The 13,224-nt window shown below is 63.6% G+C and carries 9 protein-coding genes; 5 read left to right on the top strand and 4 right to left on the bottom strand.

All coding sequences use genetic code 11. The features are described from left to right. Window positions 1-55: 55 nt before the first annotated feature. Window positions 56-1,450: an MATE family efflux transporter gene (locus ISP25_RS11535; protein ID WP_404614012.1), complete on the top strand. Its 1,395-nt coding sequence runs from the start codon at window positions 56-58 to the stop codon at window positions 1,448-1,450. Window positions 1,451-1,503: 53 nt separating this feature from the next. Continuing rightward, the gene (gene sppA, locus ISP25_RS11530; RefSeq protein WP_404614011.1) at window positions 1,504-3,417 is read left to right on the top strand and encodes a signal peptide peptidase SppA; all 1,914 of its coding nucleotides are present in this window, start codon (window positions 1,504-1,506) and stop codon (window positions 3,415-3,417) included. Window positions 3,418-3,653: 236 nt separating this feature from the next. Here sppA and ISP25_RS11525 read toward each other — a convergent pair whose 3' ends face one another. Further along, window positions 3,654-4,466 carry an ABC transporter ATP-binding protein gene (locus tag ISP25_RS11525; protein ID WP_404614009.1) on the bottom strand — a complete coding sequence of 271 codons (813 nt, stop codon included), beginning with the start codon at window positions 4,464-4,466 and terminating at the stop codon, window positions 3,654-3,656. Between the two features lie 68 nt (window positions 4,467-4,534). Then, window positions 4,535-4,753 carry a hypothetical protein gene (locus tag ISP25_RS11520; RefSeq protein WP_404614007.1) on the bottom strand — a complete coding sequence of 73 codons (219 nt, stop codon included), beginning with the start codon at window positions 4,751-4,753 and terminating at the stop codon, window positions 4,535-4,537. A gap of 80 nt (window positions 4,754-4,833) precedes the next feature. On the opposite strand from ISP25_RS11520, the gene ISP25_RS11515 reads away from it, so the two are divergent. Continuing rightward, window positions 4,834-5,613 carry an SDR family oxidoreductase gene (locus ISP25_RS11515; protein WP_192160571.1) on the top strand — a complete coding sequence of 260 codons (780 nt, stop codon included), beginning with the start codon at window positions 4,834-4,836 and terminating at the stop codon, window positions 5,611-5,613. 155 nt (window positions 5,614-5,768) lie between these two features. On the opposite strand, the gene ISP25_RS11510 is transcribed toward ISP25_RS11515, so the two are convergent. Further along, window positions 5,769-6,713 (bottom strand): DegV family protein, encoded by a 945-nt coding sequence (locus tag ISP25_RS11510; RefSeq protein WP_192160569.1) that lies wholly within the window; start codon window positions 6,711-6,713, stop codon window positions 5,769-5,771. A gap of 161 nt (window positions 6,714-6,874) precedes the next feature. Here ISP25_RS11510 and ISP25_RS11505 point away from each other — a divergent pair, with 161 nt between their 5' ends. Continuing rightward, a complete protein-coding gene (locus tag ISP25_RS11505; RefSeq protein ID WP_192160567.1) occupies window positions 6,875-7,663 on the top strand; it encodes an AMP nucleosidase in 789 nt (262 codons plus the stop codon). Window positions 7,664-8,145: 482 nt separating this feature from the next. Then, window positions 8,146-11,337: a TonB-dependent receptor gene (locus tag ISP25_RS11500; RefSeq protein WP_404614005.1), complete on the top strand. Its 3,192-nt coding sequence runs from the start codon at window positions 8,146-8,148 to the stop codon at window positions 11,335-11,337. Window positions 11,338-11,442: 105 nt separating this feature from the next. Here the strand turns inward: ISP25_RS11500 and ISP25_RS11495 are convergent, their stop codons facing one another. Next, window positions 11,443-13,008 carry a tetratricopeptide repeat-containing sulfotransferase family protein gene (locus tag ISP25_RS11495; protein ID WP_404614003.1) on the bottom strand — a complete coding sequence of 522 codons (1,566 nt, stop codon included), beginning with the start codon at window positions 13,006-13,008 and terminating at the stop codon, window positions 11,443-11,445. Window positions 13,009-13,224: the final 216 nt, after the last annotated feature.

Here is a 13,224-nt window from a genome sequence, read left to right as displayed (position 1 = left end):
CGCGCGGTGCGCGACAGCTGCGCCGGCTAGAATGGACCTCCGCTGGAGCCTTCCGATGAATCCGTTTCGCCCCGAGCGTGCCCGCGTGCGGCACGAAATCGGCGCCACCGTGCGCCTTGCCATTCCGCTGATCCTGGCGCAGCTCGCCGCGGTCGGCAGCAACGTGATCGACGCGGTGCTCTCCGGCCACGTGGGTGCCCACGTGCTGGGCGCCGTGGCGGTGGGCGCCAGCATCTGGTCGCTGGCCATCGTCAGCGGCATCGGCATGATGATGGCTGTGCCGCCTTCGGTAGCCCAGCTGGATGGCGCGGGGCGCCGCGGCGAAGTGGGCGCGGTGTTCCGGCAGGCGCTGTGGCTGGCCCTGGCGATGGGCGCTTTGCTGTGGTTCGCGGTGCGCCACGCGGGGCCGCTGATCGACTTGATCGGCGTGACGCCAAGCCTGCGCGACGACGTGCTGCGCTTCCTGTTCGCGATCAGCTGGGGTGCGCCCGCGCTCACTTGCTACTTCGCGCTGCGCGGCCTGTCCGAAGGGCTGTCGCTGACGCGTCCGTCGATGTACTTCGGCTTCGGCGGCCTGCTGCTGCTGATTCCGCTGGGTTATGTGCTGATGTTCGGCAAGCTGGGCATCCCGCCGCAGGGTGCACACGGTTGCGGCATTGCCACAGCCACTGCGCTGTGGCTGGAGATGACCGGTTTTGCCGTGTACGTGATGAAACACCGCAACTATCGCGGCCTGAACCTGCTGGAGCATTTCGAATGGCCCGACTGGCGGCGCATTGCGGCGCTGCTGCATGTCGGTGCGCCGATGGCGGTAACCCTGCTGGCCGAAGGCGGCTTGTTCGTGGCCACCGCGCTCATCATCAGTACGCTGGGCGAAGACGTGATCGCCAGCCACCAGGTGGCGCTCAACGTCGCGACGCTGTTCTTCATGGTGCCGCTGGGACTGGCGATGGCGATCACCGTACGCGTAGGCAACGCGGTGGGGCGTGGCGACGCAAGTGGCGTGCGCTATGCCGGGTTCTGCGGCATCGGCCTGACGTTGGCTTCCCAAATGGTGTCCGCCGCGCTCATGCTGGCATTGCCGCATTTCATCGCCACGTTGTACACGCATGACGGGAAGGTGATCGCGCTGGCGGCGCAGTTGATCGTGCTGGCCGGATTGTTCCAGTTCTCGGACGGTATCCAGGTGGCCTCGAACGGCGCGCTGCGCGGCCTCAAGGACACCCGTATGCCGATGGCGATCACCCTGTTCGCCTACTGGTGTGTCGGCATGCCCGCCGGCTGGTGGCTGGCCTTCCATCGCGGCCTGGGTGCGCGTGGCATGTGGATGGGCCTGATCGCCGGGCTTTCGGTGGCTGCGATACTGCTGTTCACGCGATTCTGGCGCAGTGCGCGGGGCGAGCGTTGGCGGTCGCACCTGCCGATGGCGGAAGCGCAAGCCCGGGCCTGACGCGGCACCGCGCGAACGGCTACGCTAGCGGAAAACCACAGGGAACCCGTGCCATGCCGCCACCGCCGATGCCCTCCCGTCCCACGCCCTCGTCCGCGCCGCAATCGCCGCGCCGCAACGGCTTCTGGGCGGTCTTGTGCGGCATCGGCCGCGGCATCAACGTGGTGCGCTTGCTCATCGTCAACGCAGTGTTCTTCTTTCTCCTGTTTATCGTGCTGCTGGCGATCGTCGGCGGCATTGCCGCCAGCCACACGAAGGCTGCTGTGCTGGACGGCAGCGTGCTGGTGCTGGAACCGGAGGGCCAGCTGGTCGAGCAATACAGCGTCGATCCGTTGCAGCGTACGTTGGCGAAGCTCTCCGGCGACAAGACGCAGCAGGTGCAGTTGCGCGACTTGGTGGCCGCCATCGATGCCGCAGCGAAGGACAAGCGCATCAGCCGCATCCTGCTGCTGCCGGACGAACTGCACGCCGGCGGTTTCGCGGCGCTGCGCGAAGTGGGCGCGGCGCTGGACCGCTTCCGTGCCGCCGGCAAGCCGGTGATCGCCTGGGCGGCGAACCTTGACCAGGGCCAGTATTACCTCGCCGCCCACGCCGACCGCGTACTGCTCGATCCGCAGGGCGGCCTGATGCTTACCGGCCTGGCCAACTATCGATTGTTCTACAAGAGCCTGCTCGACAAGCTGGGCGTGGACGTGCACCTGTTCCGCGTGGGCCAGTTCAAGAGCGCGGCCGAGCCGTACATCCTCGACCATGCCTCGGCCGCTTCGAAGGAGGCCGACGGTTACTGGATGGGCGGACTGTGGGACGAATACCTCGCCGAGGTGGCGAAGCTGCGCAAGCTCGATCCAGCGGCGTTGCGCGCCGATGTCGACGATCTGCCGCAGACCATCGCGAGTACCGGCGGCGATCTTGCGCAGCTGGCGCTCAACGAACACCTGATCGACGGCACCGCCACACGCGCCGAGCTGATCGCCTCGCTGCGCGAGCAGGGCGTCCCCGCTGCGAAGAACGGCCACGGCTTCCGCTCGGTCGATCTCGCGCATTACTCCACGGATGTGTCGAATGCTACGAGCCTGTTCGCGCCCGGCGTGACGGTTGTGGTGGCCGAGGGCGAGATCGCCGGAGGCAAGCAGCCGGCAGGCTCCATCGGTGGCGAATCCACCGCCGCGCTGATCCGCGCCGCGCGCGAGGACAGGCGCACCAAGGCGCTGGTGCTGCGCGTGGATTCGCCCGGCGGCGAGGTATATGCGGCCGAACAGATCCGGCGCGAAGTGGCGTTGACCCGCGAGGCAGGCATCCCGGTGGTGGTGTCGATGGGCGACGTGGCTGCCAGCGGCGGCTACTGGATCTCGATGAACGCCGATCGCATCGTCGCCGAGCCCAACACCATTACCGGTTCCATCGGCATCTTCGGCATGTATTACTCGGTGCCGAACACGCTGGCCAAGTTCGGCATCCAGAGCGACGGCGTGGCTACCGGGCCGATGGCCGGTGCGTTCGATATCACGCGTCCGCTCGACCCCAAGGTGGGCGCGGTGATCCAGGCCATCATCGACAAGGGCTACCGCGATTTCGTGGGCGGGGTGGCCAAGGCCCGCGGCAAGGGCTTCGACGCCATCGATGCCATCGCGCAGGGTCGCGTTTGGACGGGCAGCCAGGCGCTGGATCGCGGACTGGTCGACCAGCTCGGTGGCCTCGGCGACGCCACGGCCGAGGCTGCCAGCATGGCGAAGCTGGGCGCGGATTATTCCGTGCGCTACCAGCAGGCGCCGATGAGCGCATTCGAGAGTTTCCTCGTCGGCTTCAGCCAGAGCGCCAGCGTCGAGTTGCTGCAAGGCTGGGGTTTGCGGCTGCCGCCGTGGTTCGCGCAGGTGCATGCATTGGCAGCGCCGGAGTTGTCGCTGTTGCGCAACGCGAAAGCCGGCGCGCCGAACGTCTATGCGTACTGCTTCTGCTCGCCACACTAAGAGCTCGTCCATTTCTCTGCGTGGTCGTGCTGATGGTGACCTGGAAGCCCGTGGCCTCCTGAATTTCCCGGCACGGTCCGGTGCGGCCGTCCCGCTTGTCGCGTAGGCGGGAAACTCCAAAGGCCTCGATACAACGGCCAGACGCCCCTCGGGCCCGCTTCACGTTTGCCGCCTTTACTGTGGTTGGGTGGGCCGGCAAAGAGAAGGAATTCGGGCGCGGGCTCCAGACAGGCGATTCATTGCACAGTGGCGTGATACCAGTCGCCATGCTGCGTCACGCGGATCGGCATGGCGAATGCCTCGCCCAGCGCCTCGCCGGTGAGCGTGGCGGCTTTGCCGCCTTCGCGCAGTGCAAGTCCGTTCTTCAACAGCAGCACCCGCTCGATCTCGGGGATGATTTCCTCGACGTGATGGGTCACCAGCAGCAGGGTTGTGCCGCTGCGTGCAAGGGCGCGCAGGGTTTCCAGGAAGTGGCGACGGCTGGCGAGATCCAGTCCCGCGCAGGGTTCGTCCAGCAGCAGCGCACGCGGGCGGTGCGCCAGCGCGCGGGCTATCAGCACGCGCCTCGCCTCGCCGGTGGACAGGCTGGCCATCTCGCGGCCGATCAGGTGGCTCACTTCCAACTGGACCAGCGCTGCGTTCGCGCGCTCGCGCATGGCCTCGGTGATTTCGTGATCCAACCACAACCCGCGCGCGGCGAAGAAGCTGGATACCACGGCGTCGAATACTTCCAGCGGAGTATCGGTGGTGTAGTCGCGTTGCAACGCAGGCGAAACGATGCCGAGCAGGCCACGCAGTTCAGCCACGTTCCAGCGATCGCGGCCGAACACGCGTACCGGGCTCCGGCCGTCGCTTGGCGCCAGGGGGTAGAGCTGGCGCGCGATCAACTGGACCAGCGTGGATTTGCCCGAGCCATTTGCGCCCAGGATCGCGGTGTGCTGGCCTGCTTCGATGCGCAGGCTGAGCCGGTCGAGCGCCGTGCAGTTGCCGCGCAATACGGTGGCGTTGTCGATCTCGAGCAGGGGCGGCGTAACTGGGTTGGCATCCATGCACGGAACGATGCCGGCAAATGTCGATCCATGCAAGGCGTTTGGCCGTCAAGACGGCCAAACGGCAATCATTGCGTTTGCGCCTCCGTCTGCTTTTCCTGATCCGCAGCCTGTTTGTTCACTATCTTCTGCACGTCTTTCGCGCGTTGCTCGTCCGCCTTCATCGCGTCCCATGGGGCAGCGACGTGACTGCTGGCCGCGCTGGCGGGCTGGGCAACCGGTTCCGGCGGCTTGCCGGAGCAGGCGGAGAGGGCGGAGAGACAAAGCAACGGAAGCAGGATTTTCATCGCGCGGATCCCATGGCGAGCATGCGCCGAGTGTCTCGCCGCACGGCTCCGTGGGCAAGGCCATCGTGTAAGCTCGCCACATGAGCAGCCGCATCGACGCCTGGCAACTGCACGGCCATACCGCCCTGGTCACCGGCGCCAGCAAAGGCATCGGCTACGCTGCCGCGCGCGAACTGGCCGGGCTGGGCGCGAACCTGTTGCTGGTGGCGCGCGACGAGGATCATCTCGAGCAGGTGCGCGTGGAGCTGGCCGACGAGCACGAAGCCATCTCGGTCTATGCGATGGGTGCCGACCTTGCCGAGGCGGAAGACCGGCTGGCGGTGTTCGACTGGGTGGCCGACCTCGGCGTGCCGCTGTCGCTGCTGGTCAACAATGCCGGCGGCAACGCCTCGAAACCGGCGCTGGAATACGGCGACGATTACCGCGCGATCTTCGAGCTGAACCTGTTCGCCGCCTTCGAGATGTGCCGGCTGGCGCATCCGCAGCTGGTCCAGCATGCAAACGCGGCCATCGTCAACGTGGGTTCGGTGTCCGGCATCACGCATGTGCGCACCGGCGCACCGTACGGCATGAGCAAGGCCGCGCTGCACCAGCTCACGCGCAACCTTGCCGCGGAGTGGGCCGTGGACGGCATCCGGGTCAACGCGGTGGCGCCGTGGTACATCCGTACCCAGCGCACCGATTCCGCGCTGGCCGACGGCGATTATCTGGAGGAGGTGCTGGATCGCACGCCGCTGCGCCGCATTGGTGAGCCGGAGGAAGTGGCTGCGGCGATCGCCTTTCTGTGCCTGCCTGCGGCCGGTTACATTACGGGGCAGGTGCTGGGAGTGGATGGCGGCTTTCTCAACTACGGATTTTGAGCTTCTGCCGTTGCAAGGCCTGGCTCAATCCGGCAATTGCGTCCACGACTCGGTTTCTTACGGGAACCATGGCGGCGATCGGTGCGGGAATGGCGAGTGGGCACGCAAGCCCCGTTCCTCGGTCACGCACGGCGCTTGGAGGCCGTGGGCAACCCTCAGAACACGGCCTCGTGTTCCTCGGCGGCAAGGCCCAATGCCACGGCGCCTTCACCCACGTTGACCATGCCGGTGATGCTCATCGGCGCTTCCAGCAGGGCGACGCTGCATTCCTCGCAGGCTGCGCGCAGCCTGTCGTAGCCGGGCAGTTGCGAAAGCACCGCCAGGTCGCCGCCGTAGCTGACGCACACCATGGGTACGATCAGGCCGGCGCGCACGCGGGCGGCAGCGTAATCGAACAGCTGTTGCGCGCCCTGCTCGAAACCGCGCGCCTTGCCCACCGGGCCGGTCTCGCCGCGGAAACAGCGCAGGATGGGCTTGATGTCCAGCGCCGAGCCAAGCATCGCGCTGACCAAGCCCACGCTGCGGTCGTTTTTCTTCTTGGCGCGCGCGCGGAGGTAGTACAGGTCGCGCGGCATCAAATAGCCATAGCCGTGGCTGGCGACATGGTTGAGCCGTTCGCGGATCGCCGCCGGTGGCATGTCCGCGGCAATCAGCCGCGCCGCCTCCCACACCACCGGGGCGGTGCCGGCGAACAGGTTGCGGGTGTCGATCACCCGCATCATGAACTGCCCCGGGATGCCGGCCTGCTCGCGCACCTCGCGGTAGTTGCGTAGCACGGCGAAGCTGGCGCGCGTCACGTTGTCGTAGATCGGGCTGCGCGTGGCGGTGACGGTGAGGCTGAACACGCAATCCTGCTCGAGCACCAGGCGTCCTAGGAACAGCTCCTGCACCTCTTCGGCCGTGGTCGGCTCGGTTTCCGCCGAGTGGCTGCGACTGCCGAGCTGGCGGTCGATGAAGCGCTGCACCTCCGACGGTTCACGGTTGTCCGTGAAGGTTTCGCCGTCCACCTTGATGGTGACCGGCATCACCATGATGCGGTGTTGCTGCAGGAAGTCCTGCGGCAGATCGCAGGATGCGTCTATCGTCAGTCCCATGCGCATGGGTCGCGGCCCGGTTCGTGTGACGGTCGCAACATAACACGGCGCAGATCGGCGGGCAGCGTACCTACATAATGAGAGGCAGACTCAGGAACCTGCCGGCGTGGCGTCGCCGGCTCGCCCCCGCCTGGCGGTGGTGGGCATACCAGACAGGGCAAAACCCCATGAAAGACAAGCACGAGATCGTTGCCAACTGGCTGCCGCGCTACACCGGCACGCCGCTGGAGCAATTCGGCCAGCACATCCTGCTCACCAACTTCGGCCACTACGTTGACCTGTTTGCCGACTGGCACGGCGTGGAAGTGCACGGCCGCGACCGCCCGATGCCCAATGCCACTGCCGACGGCATCACCCTCATCAATTTCGGCATGGGCAGTCCCAACGCCGCCACGGTGATGGACCTGCTGGGGGCGATCAGGCCGCAGGCCGCGTTGTTCCTCGGCAAGTGCGGCGGACTCAAGAAGAAGAACCAGATCGGCGACCTGGTACTGCCGATCGCCGCGATCCGCGGCGAGGGCACCAGCAACGACTACCTGCCACCCGAGGTGCCGGCACTACCCGCCTTCCAGTTGCAGCGCGGCGTTTCCACCATGATCCGCGACCTTGGCCACGACTACTGGACCGGCACGGTCTACACCACCAACCGCCGCGTCTGGGAACACGACGAGGCGTTCAAGGATCGGTTGCGCCAGACACGCAGCATGGCGATCGACATGGAGACCGCCACCATTTTCGCCGCCGGCTTCGCCAACGAGATCCCTTGCGGCGCGCTGCTGCTGGTTTCCGACCAGCCGATGATCCCGGAGGGCGTGAAGACCGAGGCCAGCGACCGCAAGGTCACCGAGAAATTTGTCGAAGCACACATCCGCATCGGCATCGAGGCGCTCAAGCTGGTTCGCCGCAATGGTCGCAGCGTGAAGCACCTGCGGTTTGAGGAGGATGGCGAAGAGTGAGGTTGGTTCTCCCTCGCTGCTTCGCCCTGGGGGGCCATGGATGGTCACGATCTTGAGGATCCCGAAGCGTCATCTCTCTCGCTTGAAGACTGGGGCGCAAGGGGCCGTGCTTGGCTTCTTAGTGTGTATCAATTAAATGATTCTGCCTTTACGTATTTCGATATTTTTTGCGAATTCGATTGAATTTGCGATTCAAAGTGTCAAGAAATTGTTGACAGTTGCTATTCATAAAAACTGGATTAAAAATAGTTGAAGCTTTCATCTGTAACGGATGACAGGGGAGCAAATTTCGTCAAGTTTTCGGCAAGTCTGTAGTTGCGGGATCGCAGGCGGATCCCGATCCCTCGCTACTGAACTTGTCTGAAGTTTCAAGACTTAGTGCCTGATTCATAAATCCAAAGTTGTCACCGCCCTCCGTGTTGAGTCGGATAGGGCGCAATCGTTAATCAACTGCCCGTAGGGCCGTTTTGGGGAGTAGTGAAATGAGCAAACGCTTCGAACGTGGGTTGCAGTATCGCCGCACCGCACTGGCCACCGCGCTGGCAGTGGGCTTGGGCATGACGGGCTTGGCTTATGGTCAGGCCACGACCGGTTCGGTGTTCGGCACCGCACCGGTTTCGGCAGGCGAGACGGTGCGCATCGTCAATAATCAAACCGGTCTTACCCGCGAAGTGGCGGTGGACAACACCGGTCGCTTCGGTGCCAACCAGTTGCCGGTAGGCGATTACACCGTGTCGCTGATGCAGGGCGGCAATGTGATTGCCTCGCGCGATCATGTGCAGGTGAGCGTGGCCGGTGGCGCTGCGGTGCCGTTTACCGCCGCCGAAGCGGGCAAGAACGTGCAGAACCTCTCCAGCGTGACGGTCACGGCCAACTCGCTGCCTGCGATCGACGTGTCCTCCACCCGTCAGTCCTCGGTGATCACTGCGCAGCAGCTCAAGCAGTTGCCGATGGCAAAGAACGCTGAATCCATCGCCCTGCTGGCGCCTGGTGTAGCTGGCGGTAGCACCACCCTGGGCACCGGCCCGGCCGGGACCCCGCTGATCTCCTTCGGTGGCGATTCGGTGGTGGAGAACGCGTACTACATCAACGGCTTCAATACGACTGACCCGGTGGGCAACGCGGGCGGCATCGCGCTGCCGTATTTCGCGATTGCGGAACAGCAGACCATCACTTCGGGCTACGGTGCCGAGTACGGCCGCTCCAGCGGTGGCGTGATCAGTCAGGTCGGTGCCCGCGGCGGTAATGATTGGCATGCCGGCGTGTACGCTACTTTTGCGCCGAGCTGGGCGCAGAGCGGCTACGACAATTACTACTACTCGAATCCGAAAGCGACCACGCCCGGCCAGCAGTATGGCGATATCTTCGAGAACCGCTCGAACAATCGCAGCTGGAGCCAGGTCTATGACGCCTACGTGTCGGGTCCGCTGATCAAGGACACGCTGTTCTTCTACATCACGGCCGAATCCGAGCACGACAACTACCAGACCACCGGCAACACCACCGGGAGCGGCACCGGGAACTTCTACTCGCACGGCACCAGCCTGCCCAAGTTCTACGGCAAGCTGGATTGGAACATCAACGACAGCAACACGCTGGAGTACACCCATGTAATGAGCAAGAACATGGATGACTTCAATAACATCTACAACTACAACTACAACAACAACAGCGTGGGTAGCTACTCGGGCGTCAACAACCCGCTGTATTCGAGCAAATTCAACGTCGACATCTTGAAGTTCACCTCGTACATCACCGACAACATCACGTTGAGCGTGCTGGGCGGCAAGATGAAGAGCACGTACTACAGCCAGTTGGTCTCGTACCCTGGCTTCGACCCGAGTCTGCCAGGCATTACGGGCGGTGCTGGCGCGGTCACGGTCCAGAACCCGAGCGTCCCGGGTTTCGGCAGCTACAACAACAACCCCACGACACTCGGCAACCCAGGTCACCAGTCGACGATGAACAACTTCCGTGCCGACTTGGACTGGAAGCTGGGCAACCACGACCTGAAGTTCGGTATCGACAACCAGCGCAGCGTCGACGTCGACGATGGCAGCATCTCCGCTGGCCCGGGCTACTACTGGGGCTACGGCCAGCAGCCGAGCCTCACCTCGCCGACCTTGCTGTGCAATGGCCTCGGCCAGTGTGTTGGCACGGCGGTGTCCGCCACCAACCCGAATGGCTACTACGCCAACAAGGTCGTGTACGGTGGTGTCGCTTCGTTCGCGGTGGAGCAGAAGGCGCAGTACATCGAGGACAACTGGCAAGCCACGCCGAACCTGTTGCTGAACCTCGGTCTGCGCAATGACCAGTTCACCAATTACAACGGCGAGGATGTTCCCTACATCCGCCAGACCAAGCCACAGTGGGCGCCGCGCCTCGGCTTCAGCTGGGACATCTTCGGCGACAGCAGTGCCAAGCTGTACGGCAATGCAGGCCGCTACTACCTTGCCCTGCCGGCCGGTCTGGGCACTCGCATGGCGGGCGCCAACGCTTACGTTGACACCTACTACACCTACACCTCGATCAACGCCAACGGCATCCCGCAGGGCCTGACTCAGCTGCCGGCGACGGCTACACCGTTCTCCGCAGACGGCGAGACGGGCGTGCCGAAGGATCCGAAGGTCGTTGCCGCCGCTGACTTGAAGCCGATGTACCAGGACGAATATGTGCTGGGCTTCCAGAAGTCGTTCAATGCGTTCGGGCAGTCGCTGGTATGGACCTCGCAGGCTACTTACTCGGACATGAAGGACATCGTGGACGACACGGGTGCCATCAAGCTGCCAGCCAATGCCGACATGAATCCGCTCATCTACCCGGCTGAGACGGATGTACTGGTCAACCCGGGCCGCAGCAACACCCTGAACTATTGCTTGGCTGACAACGGCGCGGCCCTTCCCAAGTGCACGCAGTACGGAACTTACACTTGGAACCCGGCCACGGCCGTCGGTAACGCTTCGGATGGCTTGAGTGGCTTCCCGGCGGCGTTCCGCAAGTACTACAGCTTGGAGGAGTCGCTTGAGCATCCGTGGGACGGCAAGTGGATGGCCAAGGTCGACTACGTGTTCTCCAAGAGCTACGGCACCACGGAAGGCCCGACGGATTCGGCGATCGGTCAGATCAGCAGCGCTTCTGGCGCGGCTGGCGGCCATCAGTCCGGTTCGATCACGCAGAACTGGGACTTCCCGGAGCTGATGCAGTACAGCAACGGCCTGCTGGCGAACGATCACAAGCACTCGTTCAAGGCTTACGGCACCTATGCGATCACGCCGGAATGGCTGGTCAGCGGTATGGTGATCATCCAGTCGGGTGCCCCGTTGTCCTGCCAGGGCTTCTTTGGCCCGGGCCAGACCGATCCCATCGGTTATGCGTCGATCACGAACGGCTCCTATCACTGGTGCGGCGGCCAGCCGTCACGTCCGGGCGATGCGGGCTTCACGCCTTGGACCCACCAGGTCAACCTGTCGGTGAGCTACATTCCGGCTTGGGCGGGCAAGCACCTGACACTGCAGTTCCAGGTCTTCAATGCGTTCAACGAGCAGAAGGCCCAGACGTTGGTGCAGACATACGGTTCGACCGCCCCGGGTGCCACGCCGAACTCGCTGTACCTGATGCCGGTGACCACCGAGGCTCCGCGCTATGGTCAATTCAGCGTGAAGTACGACTGGTAAGAGGCACGATCCTTCGTACCTTGTGCCGCTGCAGGCTGGCGGCACAAGCGAAGGAAAAGCAGGCAGACCAGCAAGGCCGCCGGGCAACCGGCGGCTTTGTTCGTTTCAACAAGCCAGCCTTTCGCGGAGCGGCTGCAACCATTGGAGATAGTGTGCGCTGTGCGCCGTATCGGCGCGAATGGGTTCGCGCACCTGCGCTGCACTCGCTGTGCTGAGCACTTCGCGTCTGGTCTGGTGAGGCGTGAGGCACGCAGCATCGAACGGCAGTTCACAGAATGAGAGGAGGCGGCGGATCTGCGTTTCGGGTTCCTGCACGAGGGCCTCGTAGGGGAAATCGAGCACCCGTTGCGGATTGCGCATCAACCAGAAATCAGTGAGGCGCGCGTAATCGCGGTAATGGTCCGCCATGTCGTCGAGGTCGTAGGTGAAATGCACACCATGCCGAAAAAGATGGCGGTAACAGGAGAAACAGGTTTCGACGGGATCGCGATGGCAATGGATGATTTTTGCGCCGGGCAGCATGCAATGTACCGCGCCAAGCAGCGGCCAATTGGCAACGTTTTTGTCAGTGAGGCGTGGACGCTTCTCGCGCCAGCGAGCCGTTCGGGCAAGGTAGTCGCAGCCCAGACGATGCCAGTCGCTGGCCGATGCCGAGGCAACCCACTCCGGGAAAGCTTGGCCGCGGCGGCGTGATTCATCGTCGATGATCTGCGACAAATCCGGAATTTCGTTGGCGCCTTCGACCTCCTGATGCGAAGCGAGAATGTGCTCGACGAGCGTCGAGCCAGAGCGTGGCAGGCTGGCGATGAAAATGACTTCGTGGCCAAGCAAGGGATCCGTTGGGGCCGGCAAAGGAGCGCGGAAAGCATCCATGATACGGTCGACCTTCGCGCGCTCGGCGACGGCATCCCATTCAACAAGACGCCGTTTGTCCGCGTTTGCCTGACGCAAGGCTGCGAAAGCACCTGCGTAGTCCTTCTGGTCTTCCAGGGCGCGGAATAGGCTGAAGCCGAGCATCACCCGCGTGTCAGGCGGGAGGTCCGAATTTCGCAGCGCGCGCCGGATCGGCTCAATGTCCGCAGAGCCCAGTGACTCGGTCTTGAGGTTGGCCAACCCGTGCCATGCTTCGGCGCGGTCGGGTTGCAGGCGGAGCACGTGCCGATATTCAGCCACGGCACGGGTGATATCGCCCTGCATGGTGGCGATGTCGGCCGTGCTCACGCGGGCCAATACGTGCCGCTCATCCAACGTCAGTGCGCGGCGAAAGGCCTGATCGGCGTCCTGCAACTGACCCCGTTGCTTCAGGGCCTTGCCGAAGTTGTACCAAGATGTGGCTTGTTGCGGTGCCAGTTCGCAGGCGCGCTGCAAGTGCTTCAATGCTTCGTCGAGCGCCCCGGCATCATGCAGGGCACAACCGAGGTACATCCGCATGTTGGCATCGGAGGGCCGCTGCGCGACGGCTTTGCGAAGGAAGCCGGCTGCCTTTATAGCGTCGCCGCTCATCAGGCAGGTAACGCCGTAGAGGAATTGGATGTCAGGGTTTTCTGGGTGGCCCGCAAGAGCTTGCGTTAATACCTGTCGAGCGAGGTCGAACTTCCCTTGGCTGAGCGCTTTGCCTGCCTCTGCCAGCAACTGGCCGTTGGATGACGTGGGAAAAGAGGGGTGCGTCATGGGCGACAGCCATTTTGAAATGCCCAAATGATAGCGGCTGCCGGAGCACAGGCGCAGTGGCGATAAAAATCAGCCTGCATATTTCGGAAAATATTACGCATTCAATTTGATACGTAATTTCTTGAATGTTGACTTTCTGTTAGCTGAATGCTTAATGTCGAGATGCAAGTAGCAGCATTGAAGCAGATATGGCAGTTGCTGTAGCGATTTGCCTTT

The organism is Rhodanobacter hydrolyticus, assembly GCF_044904645.1.
This window is presented reverse-complemented; position numbering and strand designations above follow the sequence as displayed.